Genomic DNA, 20,389 nt, shown 5'->3' with positions numbered 1-20,389 from the left:
GCCGTGTCCCCACATATCTCGTGTCCCCACAGATATAATGTGGTTTGTTACATATCGATATACTCAGGTTTTGGTTGAGGTCAAAACCTAATTTTGATGGCGCGTTATCCCAAAGCAGAATTTTTATTAAAAATTTCTTAACTTGTGTTTTCCGTCATCTACCTTTCGATAGAGCTTCTATTCTTTTTTCAGATTTCTACCTTCTATGGATCGTCAATTAAATAATTTCCCTTTTTTCTTGTGGGATGGGCGTCCCGCCCGCCCCAAATACACGGGCGCCACCCCCACCCCACAACAGTCATGAAAAGTGGATTTTATTTAATTATCATCCCTATAGCAACCGCCAAGACTATTAGCACGTTCTTAATTGCTGAAAACCTTGGGGAAAACTCCTTCTTCCTTCAGCATCCATCCGTTACATCCCGTACATTGCTCGTTGCCGAACCTTCTTCCTTCTTCCTTCTTCCTATGGCTCGTTATTCTCGACTGCAAAAACTCGGCTCTTATATGCGCCCGCACTGGAAACCAACCTTCTGGGGCGTTTTTTCGCTATTAGTTGTCAATGCTGTGGGCGTTTACATTCCCCTGCTGATTCGGAATTCAGTTGACACTCTGCAAATTGCGACAAAATTTGACGAAGTTTTCAACTTCGTGGGACTAATTCTGATTCTCGCCTCAATTATGTGGGTAATTCGGATGGTTTCGCGGATTCTGCTGTTTGGCGTCGGGCGTCAAGTCGAATTTGACCTCAAACAGCAAATATTTAATCATTTATTAACATTAGAACCGTCTTATTTTGCAGCCAATACGGTAGGAGATTTAATTAACCGCGCTACTTCCGATTTGGACAATATTCGGCGCTTGGTGGGGTTTGCGGTGCTGAGTTTGGCGAATACAGCTTTTGCTTATGCTTTGACTTTGCCGGTGATGCTGGGGATTAATGTAAGGTTGACACTGTTTGCGATCGCCGTTTATCCTTTAATGCTGGTTTTGGTACAGTTATTTAGCGACAAACTTCGCATCCAACAGTTAGCCGTGCAAGAGGAATTGTCGGCGATGAGCGATTTAATTCAGGAAGATATGAGCGGGATGTCCGTAATTAAAATCTACGCTCAAGAAGAGAACGAACGCCGAGCTTTTCGCAATTCCAATGCGAAGTTGCTATCAGCAAATTTAGAATTAGCAAAAACTAGAAACTTTATTTTTCCGCTGCTGGGCGGTTTGGCAAGCATTAGTTTGTTGGTGCTGCTTTCTGCTGGTGGCGGGGCAATTGCTAATGGTCAAATTAGCATTGGCGATTTTGTGGCGTTGCTGATTTATGTCGAGCGTTTGGTGTTTCCGACGGCGCTGTTGGGTTTCACAATTACTGCTTACCAGCGGGGAGAAGTGAGTGTCGATCGCATCGAATCAATTCTGACTGTGGAACCGCAAATTAAGGATACTGCCGATGCAGTTGAACTGGCAACTCCAGTCAAAGGAGAAATTGTGGCTCGCCATCTAAATTATACTTATCCCGGTGCTAAGACACCCGCGCTTAAAGATGTTGATTTTACCATAAAACCGGGAGAAACTGTCGCAATTGTGGGAGCGATCGGCTCAGGAAAATCAACTTTAGCTAATGCACTGCCACGCTTGCTAGATATCGATCCGGGCGAGTTATTTGTAGACGGACAGGATATTACCAAGGTAAAGTTGACCGAATTGCGCGGGGCGATCGCCTACGTTCCGCAAGAAAGTTTTCTGTTCGGCACTACCATCAAGAATAACATCCGCTACGGAAACCCTTTAGCGGAACAGCCGGAGATTGAAGCCGCGGCAAAACAAGCACAAATTCACGCCGAAATCCTCAACTTTCCGCAGCAGTACAAAACAGTTGTCGGCGAGCGCGGCATTACTTTATCCGGCGGACAGCGGCAGCGGACAGCACTTGCTCGCGCTTTGTTAGTTGACGCCCCGGTGTTAATTTTGGATGACGCTCTTTCCAGTGTTGACAATCAAACTGCTACCGACATTTTGCGAAACTTGGCAACGGGAACCGATCGCAAAACAGTAATTTTTATCTCCCATCAAATGTCAGCGGCGGCCAGTGCCGATCGCATTTTTGTGATGGAGAGAGGAGAAATAGTTCAGAGTGGCACTCACCTTGAATTGGTAGGGCAAACAGGGCTTTATCAGTATTTGTGGAACCAGCAAAAATTAGAGGAATTGCTGCATTGACAAAGGATATCATGTCCGGTCGATTACCCTGATTCCTGTAGGGGCGGGTTCACCAATAATATTTGCCAAAAACGGACAATCTCACAAACCCGCCCCGGCAATTGTATTATGGGCGATCGGACATCATATGATAAATACTTTTAGTCATCTATACTTAGACCCTAGATAAGTAGGTTGGTGCAAATAAACTGGTCACGAGGAGGGCGGGTTTTGTGAGAATAAATTGGCTGCTAGCATAGCTCCCGGCTAAACCCGCCCGACCCATCTAATGTTTATTTGTAACCACCTAGTTAACTAGGAAAGTTACTGTTAAAATTGCTCCCACTAACTGCATCCCTAATCATAGGATTTTGGTGCTAAAAAAGCGACCAAATTTATTGCTAACCGATTTTAATTAGCTACATTACTGAATGGAATTTCTTCTGCTTCTTGAAATAATTTAATCGATTGCAGACTATCTGAAGCAGCATCCCAAAGAATGAATTGGAAGCAGTCAGGAATATCGCGAATTGTTAGGGATTTTGAATTAGCCAGCAGGTGAATATTAGCATTGTGACAAGCCCGAAGATTATAGTTAGGTATTCGCTCAGAGAGATGATGAATATTGTGGTAAGCAATATCAGCAGAAAACCAATTGAGAATAGTCGGTAATTTTAGGTAACTACTGCCTTCTATTGCGCCCAGCAGATAGTCCCAGCCCTCTGTTTTGTGGGCGTAAGAACCCTCAAAGTTATGCTGTACAAAGAAAATACAGATAAATATTGCCGCAGAACAGGTCATGACAATTGAGTAAACACTCCAGAAAAAGCCAAACCCCAGTAAGTTGCTCAGATAAATCCAGCTACCAACAACACAAATATTGTTGAACAGTAAATCCCAAAACTCAGCCGTCGTATACCAATGTTTGGATTTATAAGAAGCAATGATTGCAGATATACCCATGCCCAAATCTTGATTGAGACAAGCAAAAATATGTCTGATAAAACCAGTAATTCCCAAGATTAGCGCGAGTCGGGGCTTAATAATTAGATAGAAAAAGCCACCGGGAAACAGCATCAATGGGTATCTGAGTAACTGATATATCTTTTGACTAAAGGGGCTTAGCGCCGCAAATTTTTCGGTGGAGATCAACGCCGAAGGGCCTCGGTACATATCCCAATTACCATTATGTTTGTGGTGATAAGCGTGCCCCCTCGACCAGGGGTACTGAGGAATCGCATTGATGATACCTAGCAGAAAACCCATAAGGCGATTGACTTTTTTGGAACTAAAAAGAGAATAGTGTCCGCAATCGTGCATCAAAGAGAAACAACGTCCTGAAAAAAGTGTCATCAACACCATTATTGGCGGCAGCAGGAATACAGAAATGGCAGCAGCTTTAAAGGCTAAAAACCATAAAAATGTATAAGGAATCACTGTATTGAGTATTTGGCAACTAGCTTTAAAGTTGTTGCTTTTCATATAAGGAGTTAGCACAAAATCCGACTTTTTAATCGCGCTTTTCATTCAGGATATCTATGGTGTGTGGATAAGTGCTTAGCTTAGCATCACAGTTGGGGGACAGCGACGGATTTACCCCGGACTTTCCCCGTTTCTTCCAAAGGTTTTTTTTGTGGGAACCGATTTTTGCACATTTATGAGGTTATCACAACTCTGGTTTGTTTACAAAAAAAACTGTGAAGCCTGTTAGCAGCCGAACAAATAGCTGCACCGGAAGGCATTAATATGATTGATTGGTTGCCCGATCGACCTTCGGTGATGTATGCCGCTATTTTTGCTTGCATCGTCTGTGCCACACTTTACTGTACCGGGTTCTACCCCCAACTCGATCGCACGCTCAAAAGTTGGGATACTGGCGAAAACTTTTTATTGGCGGGCTATAGGGGCGATCGACAAACCGCCCGCCCCGGAAACCAAAGCTGGCACAACATCCAGAAGCGCAGAGGATTTTGGATCAACTCCTTGAGAATATAATTTGAAGGACGATCGCAATTGCCTGCGTTTTTTGTGCTCGGAGATAGCTCGGATTTGCTACAATCTAATCGCACACGCGACTAGAAATGGGTTATGACCGAACTATTAGATGAGGCGCTTTCTATTGAAATGGCGACTCGCATCAAAAGCAACCGTAAAAACTGCTTTGACAACGCCTGTAAAGCAGCGTTGGCCACAGAGGGCGCAATTTATGTTCAAGGCTTTTTAGCTGTGCCGGGAGTGCCATATAAACCCATCGAGTATAGCTGGATTGAACTCGACGAGCGAATTGTTGACCCAACCTTTCCCCATCTCGGTTTCATCGCTCAAGACATTCATTACTTCCCAGTCCAGCGCTTCAGCGTCAAGAAACTCAAAGCAATCCTAGAAGAATCAAAAGAAGATTATCCTGAAGACGACCCGCTGCCGATTTATGGCAATCAACCTTATGAATATTACGGCGATTTGATGTTAGGCGGTAGCGATTACCAAAATGCTTACGATTTGGCTGCCGCTAAATGCAGAGAATTAAACCAACCCAAAAAACAGGATGCAAACTAATTGAGGACTTACAAAAAAATGGTTAGGCGCGCTACTTACAGCGGTACTTTAGCCACTGTTGTGTCGATTAATATACTTCATCATGACTTCCCAAATCTACAAACACGGCTTTTCCGTCTTCTGTAAAGTAGAAAAGTACCCTTTCGTCGTAATCTACGCTAAAGCTCCAAAAATCCTTGAGCCTACCGGACAATTTATGAGTTTTTAAGCTTGGTTCAAACGGCTATCTGATGAACTGTTCCAGCTTTTGCCAAAACCTAGCCTCCAAATCAGCATCGCCTTTGATCCGCTTTTTGAAAGCACGCTTGAATGAAGAACTGAAACTGACTTCCACGATTATTCCTCTATCATTACTCTGAGTTCATTGATGTTAGCCGAAAATTTCAGTTCACCTTTTTGTTGTTCAATCTGCGCTGACTTAAAGTTTTGATATATCTCTTCGCGACGTTCTTCCCGGAGATATTGCTTCAACAACAGTTGAAGCTCTTGCTTTTCGTCAGTAGAAAGATTTTTGATCGTCTCGACCACATCACTGAAAGTCATAACTTACAAAACCCTATTGTGCTGATTAGATTATAGCAAAAAATATCCTTTTGGTTGACTTTTGTTTCTCGTTATGCGGCTCTGCCTCGTCTTAAAAAAAGCAACAAATCTCACTATTTACCATTTTAAACCTTCCAAGATTCAGGAAACCTCGAATAATGAAAAGCAGCCAATAACGGATCTGATTTCTGATTCCCAATCAAATCAGCCAACAATTTAGCCGTCACCGGAGCCAACAAAATGCCATTGCGGTAATGCCCCGTAGCCCATGTCAAATTCTCCCAAGCACTATCACCCAAAATCGGCAATTCATCGGTCGTAGCCGGCCGGAATCCCCACCAAAACTCCAGAATCGGATAATTTTGTAATTCGGGATATAACTTAATCGCTCCTGCTAGCAAACTTTGCATTCCCGCAGGCGTATTTCCCGGCGTGAAATCGACATTTTCGCTAGTTGCGCCAATAATAATTCGGCCATCTTGACGTGGCACAATATAAATGCCAGTCCCGAATAGAACGGTTTGCAGGGGCTGGATAACTCCCCTATCTTCTGGTACACATACTGACAGCATTTGTCCCTTTCTTGGAAAAACAGGAATATCCAATAATTTCTCAGACCAAGGGCCCGCAGCCAAAACATAACGGTCAGCTTGTAATTTTCCTGCCGTTGTTTCCACTCCAAAAACTCGGTTTTTCTGCCGAATGATTTCCTCTGCACTGCCTTGAATAATCTCAATCTGCAATTCTTTAGCTGCGGTCTGAAGCGTCCGAAATAAAGCGCGGTTGTCTACTTGAGCGTCGTCAGGATACCACCAACCGCCAATTACTTCTTGACCTAATCCAAACTGGTGCTGGCGAACAGTATCTCTGTCCAACCATTGATAATTAAGGTTTGACAAAAGTGGCTTTTCTTGAGGCTCATTTTGACAAACTGGTGCGAGAATTCCCGATCGCCAATATCCCGTTTTTAATCCGGTAATATCTTCTAGCCGTTCCACCCAGGCAGGATACAGTGCGCGACTTTGCACGCACAAATCCAACATCGGACTGGGGGGAATTCGTTCGGCTTGCGGGGCAAGCATTCCAGCGGCAGCCCGGGCCGTCGGTTGTTTAGAATCGGCGGTGAGAACCGCGACAGATGCCCCTCGCAATTTCAGTTCTACTGCTAGCGAAAGACCAATTATTCCGCCGCCAATAATCAGAATATCTTTAGATGAATTCATTAACTTTTATATGGACTTTCTGGCTTTTTTGACCTCTCGGCTTTCTTTAGGGTAAGGTGCGCTAAGCACACCTTACAGTTAGAATTATTATGCAAGTCTTACAGATTATCTGGCAGGGCGATCGTCCTATCAGCCTTTCTTAACAAAAAATCTATGCTTGGGGTTTCCACACAGTTTCAGAACCCTGACCCCAGAAACCGTCATATTTTGTCACCTTAATATCGCCTAAAACCTTGGTTTGGCAGGACAAACGGCGGTTGGAGGCGGGAGAATGGGGAGGAACCGAAAGTCGGGCTTTTTCGCGCCACTGGGACTCGGAAACTTCGCCCTCGACGGTGACGGCGCAGGTGCCGCAAGTGCCGAGGCCGTGGCAGTTGATGACTTTGGCGTTGCCGTTGTAGAGATCGATGCCGTTTTTGAGCAATACTTCACGGAGATTGGCTCCGCGATCGCACTCAAATGTTTTTCCTTGCGCTTGTACCTTGACCACAGCAATTTACCCCAGTTAGATTTATGTTAATTTTCCTATATATTATCGCATTAAATTCAAATAAATTCATCTAATATGGTAAGTGATATATTACCAATTTCTCGATCGCAATTTCCCATGACAAATCGGCTCTGGATCTACGATACCACGCTGCGAGACGGTGCTCAGTGCGAGGGACTCTCCTTATCTCTCGAAGACAAACTGCGAATTGCTCGACAGTTAGACAGTTTAGGAATTCCCTTTATTGAAGGCGGCTGGCCGGGGGCGAATCCTAAAGACGTACAATTTTTTTGGCGTCTCAAAGAACAGCCCCTAACTCAAGCAGAAGTTGTAGCTTTTTGTTCGACTAGGCGGCCGGGAACTACGGCAGCTAATGATGAAATGTTGCAGGCTATTTTGTCCGCCGGTACTCGCTGGGTGACGCTGTTTGGTAAGTCGTGGGATTTGCACGTTATTGAAAGTTTGAAGACGACGCTAGAAGAAAATCTGGCGATGATTCGAGATACAATTGAATATTTGCGGAGTCAGGGAAGGCGCGTTATTTACGATGCCGAACACTGGTTTGACGGCTACAAACACAATCGAGATTATGCTATTAAAACTTTAGAAGTGGCCGCGGATGCAGGTGCAGAATGGCTAGTGCTTTGCGATACTAACGGCGGTACTTTGCCTCACGAAGTCAGTCAGGTTGTTGGCGAGGTGGCAGAAATAATAGAAAGTTGGGATATTTCGGAATCGGAAATTCACCCCCCCCTTATTAAGGGGGGGAGAAAGCCTCAAATTCAACCCCTTATTAAGGGGGGGAGAAAGTCTCAAATTCAACCCCTTATTAAGGAGGGGAGAAAGTCTCAAATTCAACTGGGAGTTCACACTCACAACGACTCAGGAGTTGCGGTTGCTAATGCTTTGGCTGCTGTGCGGGAAGGAGTGAGGATGGTACAGGGAACTATTAACGGTTACGGCGAACGCTGCGGCAATGCCGATTTATGTTCCTTGATTCCTAATTTTCAGCTAAAATTGGGTTATGATTGCATTCAAGATGAGCAATTAGTTAGATTAACTCAAGTCAGTCGATCTGTCAGCGAAATTGTCAATCTTGCTCCCGATGACCGTGCTCCTTTTGTCGGTCTTTCGGCTTTTGCTCACAAAGGCGGAATTCATGTATCGGCGGTTGAGAAAAATCCGTTAACTTACGAACATTTGGAACCGGAAAAAATTGGCAACAGGCGGCGAATTGTGATTTCGGATCAAGCTGGTTTGAGCAATGTTTTGGCGAAGGCGCGCACTTTTGGCATGGATCTCGATCGCAAAAATCCTGCTTGTCGCCAAATTTTGGAAAAATTGAAAGATTTGGAAAGTCAGGGATATCAATTTGAGGGTGCTGAGGCTTCTTTTGAATTGTTAATGCGGGAGGCATTGGGAAAGCGCAAGCGTTTATTTGAAATCAAAGGTTTTCAAGTTCACTGCGATAAAGGTAGGGAGGAAACAGTTAATTCTTTAGCAACGGTGAAAGTGACTGTTAACGGTCAAGATATTCTGGAATGCGCGGAAGGAAACGGGCCTGTTTCGGCACTTGATGCGGCTTTGCGGAAGGCTTTGCGGAATTTTTATCCGGCAATTACTGATTTTAACTTAACAGATTATAAGGTGCGGATTCTCGACTCCGGTGCGGGAACTTCTGCTAAAACTCGCGTGTTGGTTGAGTTTAGCAACGGTCAAGACCGCTGGACGACTGTTGGGGTTTCTGGTAATATTTTGGATGCTTCTTATCAAGCGGTTGTTGAAGGTTTGGAGTATGGTTTGGTGTTGGGAGATAGGGAGGCGATCGTTTTAACTGTGTCGAGTTATTAGACTAACGGCGAAGAGAAGTTGCCTGAATATCGATGTTTAAATAGATACCAAGGGGAGCATCTCAATGAAAGCAGTCAAGCTAGAAAATTGGAGTTTTGAGGCAGGAGGAAAGAGTCAGAAGGAAGGAGCCAAAAGAAGTGTTTTTACAAATATGAGATGCTCCCCTACTTTTGGGAGCATCTCAATGAAAGCAGCCAAGCTAGTCGAAATTTGAGTTTTGAGGCAGGAGGCTCTCTTGCTGCGAGGCAGGAGGAAAGAGTCAGAAGGAAGGAGCCAGAAGAAGTGTTTTTACAAATATGAGATGCTCCCTACTTTTTTACCTCATTATTATTACCTTCCCCAACGATCGATCGCATTCCTTCGAGCGTAGCCGGAATGCTGCGCGGGTCCATAAACATCACCTTGCTGCTGTCGCTGGTGCCAATTTTTAGACCCATATCCAGATAGTTTTGAGCTAACAAAAATTGTAAAGCTTCCCGGGCATTGGGGTCATTTTGCAGAGTTTTGCCGATAATTTGCAAGGCCTCAGAAGTAGCTTGAGCTTTCAAAACCTGACTTTGGCGTTCTGCTTGAGCTTTCAGGACGATCGCCTTTTGTTGAGCTTCCGCTTCCAAAATAGTCGCTTTTTGGCGCGCTTCTGCATCCAGAACTTGCGCTTCTGCTTTACCTTTGGCGCTGTTAACTGCTGACTCGCGTTCGCCCTCGGATGTCAGAATTGCCGCCCGCTTGCGTCGATCGGCTGCCATCTGCAATTCCATCGATTCCTGTACAGTTTTAGAAGGGATAATATCGCGCAATTCTACCCGCGTTACTTTCACTCCCCAAGGATCGGTAACAATATCTAAATCTCTGAGCAAGATTTCATTAATTTGAGAACGAGCAGTAAAGGTTTGTTCTAGATCCAGTTGACCCATTTCGGCGCGAATTTGAGTCAGCACCATATTTACCATTGCTGACTGGAGATTTTCTACTTTGTAACAAGCTTTTTCCAAGTCTACAATGCGCCAGTAAACCACAGCATCAACGGTGAAGGAAACGTTGTCGCGGGTAATACAAGCTTGCGGAGGAATATCTAAGACTTTTTCCCGAATTGTTTGCTCGTACACGACGCGATCGAGAAACGGCGTGACAAAATTTAAACCTGGTTCCAGTTTCTTGCCACTGTATTTACCTAAAGTTTCCACCAGCGCTTCATTTCCCTGATTGATAATCTTGACGGAACCTGCGAGGGCTGAGCCACCGAGTGCTAAAAATACAAGTAAAAAAAATTGTTCCACGGTTGCCTCCTATAAATGTTGACTGTTGACTGTTGACTGTTGACTGTTAAATGTTTGTGGACTAATGACTAATGACTAATGACTAATGACTGATGACTAATGACTAATGACTAATGACTGATGACTAATGACTACTGACTAATGACTGATGACTAACTACTAATTGCCTGTGATTAATTACGCATTTTGTTTAAGAATGCAATAAATTTTCTGGCAAAACTATCAGAGTAGTGCCTTTCCGTCCCACGACAATTACGTTTTGGTTGGGGGGGATAGTGGCCTTCGTGTCTTCGCAGCGAGCTTGCCAAGAATTCCCCTCATAAATGACTCTGCCGACTTCTCCGGGGGGAATTTCTGTTAAAGTTTTTGCTTCCTGAGAATCTGCGATCACCCTTGCCGTGCCTTTTGGTATCAACCGCCGAGACAGCAGCACAAAAACTGTCGAAAATACCATCCAGAGGAATATTTGTAAATTAACGTAAGGTAGAACTAGAGAGCATCCAGCTACGGCGAAGGCGCTCAGTCCCATCATAAAAGCGACAAAAGCAGTGGGGAGAAATATCTCTGCCAAACAGAGCAAAGACCCAGCTATCAGCCAAAGGAGCGTCGGAGTCCAGATCATAAAAAGAATAGGTGATACTATTTAGATCTTAGATTGGAAATTTAAGATTTAAGAAATGCAAACAACTGACTCTGCAAGGGTTTGCGACTTGCTGGCCCTCAGAGCGATTTTTCGCGCCGTGGTACCAGGTTGAGGATTCCATCGTACTCCAAGTCTGAGTTAAGTAACTTAAATTACAATTTAAGCCGGTGCAGGCTGGCAGAAACTACAATTTCTAGGGGCCCAAAGGCAGTTAAGAAATTGATAGGGGCTAAAATCAGTTTATTCTCAAGCTCATGAATTTGGGCTGGCGAATCAAATATCTTCAGAATGTTTTTACACAAACTATTTCGATATGATCAGCAGTTTCTCCGAACCCATTTATTGCCCGAATCTTAGCTGTCCCGATCCCCGCAATACCTTTGGCCGCCAGCACTGTGCAGCGTGCGAAACGGATTTAATTTATCGCTATGTGTGGGCGGTGGGGCAAGCAGCCGAGGAAGTGCCGGCGGGTAAGGTAATAGCCGATCGATACTTTGTCATTGCACCCCAAATCTGGCTCGACAGCCGTCCAGCTTTGCCTCCCAGCGTCCCGGAACAACTGCCGGATAGCATTATGCCTTACCTGCATTTGTATCCCCAACGGCTGCATACGCCGGAAGTATACGGTTTTTGTTCGCTAGGGGAAGCACCGGAAGCGACAGAGGTGCTGTTGTTGGAAAATGTGCCTATCAATAATTTCGGCAGCCTGTATCCTTCTATTTTACAAGCTTGGTCGGGGACAACCGCCGCGCGCCAAGTTTACTGGCTGTGGCAAATGCTCCAACTGTGGGCGCCGCTGTCGGAACAGGGAGTCGCTTCGAGTTTGCTGGTACCGGAAAATTTGCGGGTGGAAGGTTGGCGGGTACGCCTGCTGGAACTGCACCGGGGCAATTTTGTACCGACTCTGCGGGATTTGGGAGATGTGTGGTCAGGTTTGGTGGAATCAGCGCAACCCGAGGTGCAGTCGAAACTCGGAGAAATTTGTCAGTTTATGCGCCGCAGCAGCATGAATTTCGACGCGATCGCCCTGGAACTAAACGATTTACTATTAGAACAAGCCGCTAAATTGCCTCTGCACTTAGAAGTAGTCGGCATGACTGATACCGGGCCACAGCGCTCCCAAAATGAAGACAGTTGCTATCCGGTTGCTGCTGATTTTCAATTTAGCAAAACTTCAGGGGGCGAGAAATTAATTCCTTACTTAACAATGGTTTGCGACGGGGTTGGAGGCCACGAAGGAGGAGAAGTTGCCAGTCAATTAGCCGTGCAATCCCTGAAAGCTTTAATCCAAAATTTGCTCTCAGAAATTGCTCAACAAGAAGAGTTGATGACGCCAACAATGGTAATCAAGCAACTCGAAGAAATAGTCAGAGTTGTGAATAATGTGATTTCTGCTCAAAATAATGAGCAGGGAAAAGAGTTGCGGCAACGGATGGGGACGACTTTGGTGATGGCCCTCCAGTTGCCTCAAAAAGTGAAAATTTCCGAGGATTTGCCCTCGAATAACAGCCACGAACTTTATTTAGTCAATGTTGGAGACAGCCGCGCTTATTGGATTGGCAAAAATTACTGTCACCGGCTGACTGTGGACGACGACGTAGCCTCAAGGGAAGTCCAGCTAGGACACAGTTTATACTGGGAGACTCAACTGCGATCGGATGCCGGAGCCCTGACTCAAGCTTTGGGCACGCGGGATGCCGATTTCCTGCGCCCGACGATTCAGCGATTTATTGTCGAAGAGGAAGGCTTACTGCTGCTGTGTTCCGACGGTTTGAGCGACAACGACTGGGTAGAGAAATCTTGGGAGAATTATGGCCCAGAGGTGCTTGAGGGCAAAATGTCTTTGGAAGCGGCAGTTCAGTCTTGGATTCGTCTCGCCAACGAGAAAAATGGTTATGACAACACCTCCGTGGTGGCGACTCACTGTCGGATGTCGCCGGAGAGATTGGTACTGTTTGATCCGGCGGTGGCCTCAGCGCCGGCGTCAGCGCCAGTGTCAGCCTCGGTGTCGCTGCCGCCTTCCCTCGTCGCTGCGTCCCTCCAGAAGTCCGGGAGGATTCCAGAATCTCAGCTTTCAGAATCGTCCAAACAGTTGTTGTACCCCGAAACTTCCCCCGCCCCGGAACCCGTTCAAAAACGGCGATCCAACCTGCCGCTGCCCCTACTGGCGGTGTTGGGGCTGATATTAGCCGCCGGCGGTTTAGGTTTGTGGGTGCAAAGCCGCCAAAGCCCCCAGCCAGAGCCCGCACAACTTCCACCACCGCCGGAAACTCCCGCCCCAAGTCCTTCGGAGACTCCCTCGCCCGGGGCCGAGAGTCCCTCGCCGTCGCCGGAATCGACTCCAGCAGAAATTCCGCCCCCCGATAGCGAGAGTCTCTCGCCGTCGCCGGAATCGACTCCTGCGGAAATTCCGCCGCCCGAAGAAGCGGAAACTCCTTTGCCATCAGCGGAGTAAGGGAGATTAGACCTCTTGCAAAAATCCTTTCCCTCAATTGATGGGACGGGCTCTGGGGCCCATCCCACAAGAGTTATTTTTTCTTGTGGGATGGGCCCCAGAACCCGTCCTCATTATTTTTGCAAGAGGTCTATTGAATTAATTTGAGGCAGAAGGAAAGAGGCAGAAGAAGTGTTTTTACAAATATGAGATGCTTCCATCACAGTTAATGATTTTGTATCATAGTCCGCTTGCAGAAACAAGATGGCTAAAAAGTCAGCCATTCACTACAAAAAGTAGTTAAAAATGCTTAAGAATCTCCATGCAGCTAACAACTAGCCATTAGCAACTAACAACATAAGCTTTTTTTATCTTGACGGCGCACAATTTATTAACTATAATTACCAGGCCAAAAATAACAAAAATCTTACGCCTAACAGTTTTTCTCAAATAACCGTTAAACTATTCTAACGTTTGCGCGTACCCAACCTCGCAGGCACAACCTATATCTGTTAAGGATTCGTCCTGATTCACAGGAGCAAGATTTTAAAATATGCATCTCAGCGAACTGACTCACCCAAACCAATTACACGGCCTCTCGATTCATCAACTCGAACAAATTGCCCGACAAATTCGAGAAAAGCATTTAGAAACTGTAGCCGCTAGCGGCGGCCACCTCGGCCCAGGATTGGGTGTAGTCGAACTGACCTTAGCACTCTACCAAACACTTGACCTCGATCGCGACAAAGTTACTTGGGATGTCGGGCACCAAGCTTATCCTCACAAATTAATCACCGGGCGCTACAACCAATTCCACACCCTGCGCCAAAAAGACGGCGTTGCAGGCTATCTCAAGCGCTGCGAGAGCAAATTTGACCACTTCGGCGCTGGCCACGCTTCCACAAGCATTTCCGCAGCGTTAGGGATGGCGATGGCGCGGGACCTCAAGGGGGAAAACTTTAAAACTGTAGCAGTCATCGGCGACGGCGCATTGACGGGCGGCATGGCACTCGAAGCGATTAACCACGCGGGCCATATGCCGAAAACCAATTTGTTAGTTGTGCTCAACGACAACGAGATGTCAATCTCGCCCAACGTCGGCGCAATTACGCGCTATTTGAACAAGATGCGATTGTCGCCACCGGTGCAGTTTCTCAAAGATAACTTAGAGGAACAATTCAAACACATTCCCTTTGTCGGCGAAACTTTTACTCCAGAAATGGAACGCCTCAAAGAAGGGATGAAACGCTTGGCTGTCTCGAAAGTTGGAGCAGTAATTGAAGAATTGGGCTTTACTTACATGGGCCCGGTAGATGGACACAATTTGGAAGAGTTAATTACCACTTTCAAACAAGCTCATACCATTCAAGGGCCGGTGCTGGTTCACGTTGTGACGGTGAAAGGCAAAGGATATGCGATCGCCGAAAAAGACCAAGTAGGATATCATGCCCAAAATCCCTTTAACTTAGCCACCGGCAAAGGCATTCCCTCCACTAAACCCAAGCCTCCAGCTTACTCGAAAGTCTTTGCCCACGCCCTAGTCAAGCTAGCAGAAGATAATCCCAAAATTGTCGGCATTACCGCTGCAATGGCAACCGGAACAGGCCTGGATAAACTTCATGAAAAACTGCCTAAACAGTACATTGATGTCGGGATTGCCGAACAGCACGCCGTGACTTTATCCGCTGGTTTAGCCTGCGAAGGAATGCGCCCAGTTGTGGCAATTTACTCGACATTTGTCCAGCGGGGATACGACCAAATAATTCACGATGTTTGTATCCAAAATTTGCCCGTTTTCTTCTGTTTGGATCGCGCCGGCATTGTCGGTGCTGACGGCCCAACTCACCAAGGAATGTACGACATTGCCTTCTTGCGGTGCCTGCCAAATATGGTAGTTATGGCACCAAAAGATGAGGCAGAATTGCAGCGGATGATAGTCACGGGAATCAACCACACCAGCGGCCCGATCACCATGCGTTACCCGCGCGGCAACGGTTACGGCGTGCCTTTGATGGAGGAAGGTTGGGAAGAATTGCCGATCGGCAAAGCCGAAATTCTCCGCAACGGCGACGATGTGCTGATTTTGGGTTATGGTTCAATGGTTTATCCGGCAATGCAAACTGCCGAGATGCTGAGCGAGCACGGTATTGAAGCAACTGTCATCAATGCGCGTTTTGTCAAGCCTTTGGACACCGAATTAATCTTGCCTTTAGCACAGCGAATCGGCAAAGTTGTCACAATGGAAGAAGGCTGTTTGATGGGAGGCTTCGGTTCAGCAGTAGCCGAAGCTTTGTTGGACAATAATGTTGTTGTTCCAGTGATGCGGTTGGGTGTACCCGATACATTGGTAGATCATGCAACGCCTGAACAATCATTTGCCAGTTTGGGATTAAATCCATCGCAAATGTGCGATCGTATCTTAGCAACCTTCAGCCGCAAACAGTCTCCTGTTAGCGTGTAATTAGCTAGAATCGTAGGGTGCGCCTAGCGCACCTTACTCTTGATTCGATCTATGACAGTGAAAGAGCAGCATGATTGAAGGAAGATTTGAGGATAAGGGAGAAATAATAATGACTAACGTGAAACCAAATCGTACCGTTCGGCGGGGAAGATTGTTCCCAGAGATTCAGTGGTCCGAAGAAAAAAAAGCCCAGTGGCGAGCCGAAAGAGCGGCATTTCGCAAGCGTTGCAAAGTAATTTTCGATCGCCTTAAACCAGAATTAATTGACACTCACTACAACTGGTACATGGCGGTTGAACCTGATAGCGGGGAATATTTTATCGACAAGGATGATATGGCGGCTACCAAAATGTGCCGCCAGAAACACCCAAATGCTATCCCCTACCTTTTCCGCATCAACAATACAGGGACGTGCGGCTCAATATGATTGAAGGAAGATTTGGTGATGAGGACGAGCTATTTTTTGAAGTTGAATTGATTGCTAATAACGGCTTAGAATTACCTGTTGATGCTCTGCTCGATACAGGTTTTTCGGGCTGGTTAGCAATGGACGAGCAAGATTTCGAGGGACTTGATTGGATTTATATTAGGCGACAAGAAATGCGGACAGCAAAGGGAGAATTTGATTTCGATCTTTATGCAGGAAAAGTACGCATAGATGAGCAAGAATTTGACATTCCCGTTCATGTGGGTGACGGAGTACCGGAAATTTTAATAGGTCGCCAGTGGCTGAAAACTCGGCGGTTAGTAGTTGATATGTCTGCGGGTATTTTGACATTGGAAGCGAATTAAAAGCAAAATGAATTTAAAAAGTTTTGACATAGTAATAGTAGGAGCAGGCCCTGCAGGCGGTCACTGTGCGAGAATCCTAGCCCAATCCGGCCACAAAGTCTTGCTGGCAGAGCAAAACGACAATTTTAATAAAAATGACTTTTCTAGCGCCGCTACACCTCTAGAAACCCTCTCTAAATTCGATTTACCTGAATCCGTTATCGGCAGTTTTTGGCACAAACTTACTATTGAAACTAGCAAAGTCAGTCAAACTTGGGAGTCTCCCGAAAGCTTGGGAGTTGTTCTCAACTTTGCTAAATTTAGAGCATTTTTGGCTAGCGAAGTTGAGGGATTTGGCGGTGAAGTTTGGCTTGGTTATCGCTACATTCGAGACTCACAAGAAAACGGCGAAACAACAGTCGAATTTAAACAGTTATCCGACGGTAAACTTATCACAGTTAGCACGAAAGTATTGGTTGATGCTACTGGCTTTGCTAGGGCGATTATGTACGAAAAAGAGAATGATAAGCCCGATTTTTTGTCGGGAACCGGAATCGAATATTTAATTGAAGTTGAGCCAGAAATTTACAATAAATACAGCGGTGATTTAATCTTCTTTTTGGGCGATAAATGGATGCCGAAGGGTTATTCGTGGATATTCCCAATGGAACAAAACAGGCTGAAAGTTGGTGCGGGGCGCATTTTTTTAGATCCGAAAACGGTGAGGCATTTGTCACCGCTGAAAAAATATATTGATTTACTGATTGATGAATATCTGAAGTCTAAAAATTATAAAATTATTGACAAACACGGTTCGACGCTGCAGTACAGTCGCGGCTTGAAGGATATTTATTGCAAGGATAATATAATTGCGATCGGCGATAGTGTTTCGACAGTAAATTTTTTGGGTGGCGAAGGGATTAGACACGGGATGGATGGTGCCCAAATCGCGGGGAAATATATTCAAAGGTATTTGGAGGGGAAAATCTCAGATTTTCGGGATTATGAGACGGAAATGCACCGCAAGTTTGATCGGAAATGGAATATTTCGGAAAGGTTGGCGGTGAGAAAGTATATCGATGATGTTAATGATGAACTAACCGATAAAATGATTTCTTATTTAAAGTATATGAAAACTGAAGATGTTATGGATATTTTATTTTATTATAAATTTGAGAAAATTTCCAGAGGGTTAGGCGGTTATTTGCAGAGAAAAATCAAGGGATTGATTGAGAAATTTCACTTGTAAGGTGCGTCCGTTGAGAGATTGTTAGTTTAGGAGAAATTTTGGCTGATTGACCGAAAGCATCCAGGATACCCGCCACGTGATTCATTCCTTCGCAGACTCAGGACCCAGGAATAAAAAACCTGTATCCAATGAAACTTGCCGAACGTATTTATCTCGCGCAAGTCAATGCTTCAATCCTTTAATCTAAAATCTAAAATCTAAAATCTAAAATCGATTGACGTACCTTACTAAGCTAATCTTAAGGCATTTTCTGCGGTGACTTGAATGCGCGGCAGCGACAATAAAGAATCGTCAAAACTGCTAAAATTTAATGTATAGGATACACCAAAAGTATATCCACTCGCTCCAATTAAATGCGCTACAATGGGATCGACATCCCCGTAAGGATAGGCAAAACATTTAACAGGTTTCTCTAATCCCCGTTCCAAGATAGCACGGGATTTGCCTGCCTCCCGCACAATTTCTGTCGGCGACAATGCAGTCAAAGGTTGATGAGTAGCAGACATAGAACCGAATTCAATCCCTGCATCCCGCAGTTGCAAAATTTCCGGCCATCCCATTAACTGCACTTCTTCAAATTCGGCTTTTTCCCAACTATTTGTCTTTCCTATTGACTCCGCTACGAGAAAAACAGTTGCTGTAAAATCAAAGCGTTTTAGCAGAGGCCAAGCATATTGGAAAAAGTCGAGATAGCCGCCGTCAAAAGTCATCAATATAGCTTTACCGGGTAAAGGAGTTTTAGCCTGTTTCGCGTTTCGCCAATTTTCCCAACTCGCACTGTAATAACCCAGATTTTTGAGATTGTGTAACTGTTGTTCAAAAATCTGGGGAGTAACTGCGTCTAAACCGTCAGGAGAAATGCGGCGGTAGGAGAGAATCGGGAGTTTGTGTGTACGGCTATGATTGTCCAAAACTTGAGGTTTCACCGAGTGAGAAACTTCCCGATAAGAAGATTTTGAGCCAATGATTTCCGGTGCGTAAAATACTTGCTTTGGAAACTCGTTTTCTTGGGGAATTTGCATTGTCGGTTCCCCAGCGATTGCCGCGGCTGACTCGATTTCCGGCAGCGCCGCCGCCGGGAGTGCGGCCCGGCGGCTGACACTCGTCCCGATCGCACCCGATCGCCTGCCGAACATCACCGCATTTTGGGGATAAATGCCCCCAGCACCCGGTGCATTCAAACTGTCGGGCAAATTAGATCTTTGTTGAGCACAAGAGGCTAAGCGCGATCGTAGCCATTGCTTGCCGTTGAGTGGTTTTCCCAGCAAAGCTTCTCGCACGGCGGCGACGCACAACTCAAAACCCATATTTCGAGTAATTGTCGATCGCAATTTTTGAGCCGAAACAAAATTATTTTCCACCGCAACAGTGACAATACCGACAGCAACGCCGCCTACTTTCACCAGCACGTCAATTTCCGAAAGCTCAACTTTTATATTAGCAAAATCATCGCTAATTTCTAAGACAATCAAATCTTTTTCGAGGGTAATTGTTGAGACTTCCTCAGCTATTTCTGGCTTGTAGAAATCCTCCAACTGCAAATGCGGGCGCCCCCATAATTCTTGCAGAAATAGCCTCCAGTCATGTTTACGGTGCAATGGTTCTAGCAAAGTTTCCCACAATTTATTGCCTTTTTCGCAGCGATTGCGTCGAAAGAAGCGATCGAGAATTGGCCAAGCAAACTGGGCTGCCACCGCATCCGCCAACACCGAAGCCGCAACCATACCATCGCAAATCGGCAATTCAATAATACCGAGTTGAATTCCTTCTAGTTTGATCGTACAGCACAGGCGATCGCATATTTGCAAAGCGTAAATATCCGAAATTGGTTCGCTCACTTCCACTGTAACTTTCCCGGCAATTTCACCATTGACGCGCTGAATTTTATCTAAAATATATCTGATTTCATTCCTATTAAAAATTTTATGACATTTGTGAACGTTACTACTTTTGACATCTCTCTCAATTCCTTTGTGCCAAGGTAGATTTAAACTGAGCTTCGCCGCTTTTTCTTGATAGTTAACAAGCATTGTACCGTCATATTCAATGCCCATGAAGTTACAAATTTCTCCTAGAATTTGTGTTTTGTTATCTAAAAGCTCCTCATATTTAACTAATATATGATTGGATTTATTAATATATTTGTGGCTAGTTAACATCGCGTGTTCCCAGCGATTGATACAGTGGTTTAAATCCCAACCCGCGCCCCACAATTCGTTGAAACTCCTAGTAGCATCATACATAGAAGCTATTGTATCCATACCGTTTCGCAAAATATGTATGAATTTCGCATCCGGCAAAAAGCGCTCTATGTCATCAATAAAATATATGTGTTCCGGCGTTTTTTCCAACCAAACGCTGTTTTTTTGTTCAGCAGCCAAACCATCCAAAACTCTCACAAACCAACTAGCTTTAGCTTCCACAGTTTGGCTGTCATCAAAATCTTTCAAAAGTTCAGGACGTTTAATCTCATCCTTAAAAAAAGCTTCCATTCTACCTGGCAACTTTCCCGCAAACTGATCGTACAGCAAATAGTGAAAAAACTTAGATTCTGGAAAAGAAATAACTTCGGGATGAGCGGCTAATAAGCTTTGAAGAATTGTTGTGCCGCTGCGAGGAGATCCCACTAGAAATATTCGTTTCATTTTTATACTTTATAAGTTGTTTGTGAATGAGATTTTTTTAACCGCAGAGA

At 45.2% G+C, this 20,389-nt stretch carries 16 protein-coding genes; 9 read left to right on the top strand and 7 right to left on the bottom strand.

Annotation, left to right across the window (positions count from 1 at the left end; translation table 11 throughout):
• Positions 1–468 precede the first annotated feature (468 nt).
• On the top strand, positions 469–2,217 hold the full coding sequence (locus tag QUB11_RS02450) for an ABC transporter ATP-binding protein (protein ID WP_333202865.1): 1,749 nt from the start codon (positions 469–471) through the stop codon (positions 2,215–2,217).
• Between the two features lie 390 nt (positions 2,218–2,607).
• Here the strand turns inward: QUB11_RS02450 and QUB11_RS02445 are convergent, their stop codons facing one another.
• A complete protein-coding gene (locus QUB11_RS02445; protein WP_333202804.1) occupies positions 2,608–3,723 on the bottom strand; it encodes a fatty acid desaturase in 1,116 nt (371 codons plus the stop codon).
• A 219-nt stretch (positions 3,724–3,942) separates the two neighbouring features.
• Between QUB11_RS02445 and QUB11_RS02440 the strand changes: the two genes are divergently transcribed.
• Together QUB11_RS02440 and QUB11_RS02435 are read left to right on the top strand one after the other, a co-directional pair.
• Positions 3,943–4,191, top strand: a complete 249-nt coding sequence (locus tag QUB11_RS02440) for a hypothetical protein (RefSeq protein ID WP_333389617.1) — start codon at positions 3,943–3,945, stop codon at positions 4,189–4,191.
• Positions 4,192–4,284: 93 nt separating this feature from the next.
• A complete protein-coding gene (locus QUB11_RS02435; RefSeq protein ID WP_333051426.1) occupies positions 4,285–4,752 on the top strand; it encodes a hypothetical protein in 468 nt (155 codons plus the stop codon).
• A 336-nt stretch (positions 4,753–5,088) separates the two neighbouring features.
• On the opposite strand, the gene QUB11_RS02430 is transcribed toward QUB11_RS02435, so the two are convergent.
• The 3 genes from QUB11_RS02430 to QUB11_RS02420 all read right to left on the bottom strand — a co-directional run bounded on the left by QUB11_RS02430 (position 5,089) and on the right by QUB11_RS02420 (position 7,008).
• Positions 5,089–5,295: a hypothetical protein gene (locus QUB11_RS02430; RefSeq protein WP_333148050.1), complete on the bottom strand. Its 207-nt coding sequence runs from the start codon at positions 5,293–5,295 to the stop codon at positions 5,089–5,091.
• 125 nt (positions 5,296–5,420) lie between these two features.
• Entirely contained in the window at positions 5,421–6,518 is a 1,098-nt protein-coding gene (thiO, locus tag QUB11_RS02425; RefSeq protein ID WP_333202798.1) for a glycine oxidase ThiO, read from the bottom strand.
• A 151-nt stretch (positions 6,519–6,669) separates the two neighbouring features.
• Entirely contained in the window at positions 6,670–7,008 is a 339-nt protein-coding gene (locus QUB11_RS02420; protein ID WP_333144333.1) for a 2Fe-2S iron-sulfur cluster-binding protein, read from the bottom strand.
• Positions 7,009–7,083: 75 nt separating this feature from the next.
• Here QUB11_RS02420 and cimA point away from each other — a divergent pair, with 75 nt between their 5' ends.
• Complete coding sequence (gene cimA / locus QUB11_RS02415) at positions 7,084–8,859, top strand: citramalate synthase (protein WP_333389615.1); 1,776 nt, start codon at positions 7,084–7,086, stop codon at positions 8,857–8,859.
• 308 nt (positions 8,860–9,167) lie between these two features.
• Here the strand turns inward: cimA and QUB11_RS02410 are convergent, their stop codons facing one another.
• Both QUB11_RS02410 and QUB11_RS02405 read right to left on the bottom strand, forming a co-directional pair.
• A complete protein-coding gene (locus QUB11_RS02410) occupies positions 9,168–10,136 on the bottom strand; it encodes an SPFH domain-containing protein (protein WP_333202794.1) in 969 nt (322 codons plus the stop codon).
• 190 nt (positions 10,137–10,326) lie between these two features.
• Entirely contained in the window at positions 10,327–10,758 is a 432-nt protein-coding gene (locus QUB11_RS02405) for an NfeD family protein (protein ID WP_333389614.1), read from the bottom strand.
• Between the two features lie 334 nt (positions 10,759–11,092).
• On the opposite strand from QUB11_RS02405, the gene QUB11_RS02400 reads away from it, so the two are divergent.
• From QUB11_RS02400 to QUB11_RS02380, 5 genes are all read left to right on the top strand, one after another.
• Entirely contained in the window at positions 11,093–13,234 is a 2,142-nt protein-coding gene (locus tag QUB11_RS02400) for a protein phosphatase 2C domain-containing protein (protein ID WP_333389612.1), read from the top strand.
• 532 nt (positions 13,235–13,766) lie between these two features.
• Positions 13,767–15,674, top strand: coding sequence for a 1-deoxy-D-xylulose-5-phosphate synthase (gene dxs, locus QUB11_RS02395; protein ID WP_333202790.1), 1,908 nt, complete (start codon positions 13,767–13,769; stop codon positions 15,672–15,674).
• Positions 15,675–15,783: 109 nt separating this feature from the next.
• Positions 15,784–16,101: a hypothetical protein gene (locus QUB11_RS02390; protein ID WP_333202788.1), complete on the top strand. Its 318-nt coding sequence runs from the start codon at positions 15,784–15,786 to the stop codon at positions 16,099–16,101.
• Positions 16,098–16,466, top strand: coding sequence for an aspartyl protease (locus QUB11_RS02385; protein WP_333202786.1), 369 nt, complete (start codon positions 16,098–16,100; stop codon positions 16,464–16,466). Before QUB11_RS02390 ends, QUB11_RS02385 begins: the two co-directional genes overlap by 4 nt.
• 7 nt (positions 16,467–16,473) lie before the next feature.
• Positions 16,474–17,694 (top strand): NAD(P)/FAD-dependent oxidoreductase, encoded by a 1,221-nt coding sequence (locus QUB11_RS02380; protein WP_333389610.1) that lies wholly within the window; start codon positions 16,474–16,476, stop codon positions 17,692–17,694.
• Positions 17,695–17,921: 227 nt separating this feature from the next.
• Here the strand turns inward: QUB11_RS02380 and QUB11_RS02375 are convergent, their stop codons facing one another.
• A complete protein-coding gene (locus QUB11_RS02375; protein ID WP_333389608.1) occupies positions 17,922–20,339 on the bottom strand; it encodes a sulfotransferase in 2,418 nt (805 codons plus the stop codon).
• Between the last annotated feature and the right edge of the window lie 50 nt (positions 20,340–20,389).

Source organism: Microcoleus sp. B6-A1 (assembly GCF_036705085.1).
In the GTDB taxonomy this organism is placed as follows: domain Bacteria; phylum Cyanobacteriota; class Cyanobacteriia; order Cyanobacteriales; family Microcoleaceae; genus Microcoleus.
The sequence above is the reverse complement of the archived record's forward strand: the minus strand, read 5'-3'. Positions and strand labels throughout refer to the sequence as shown.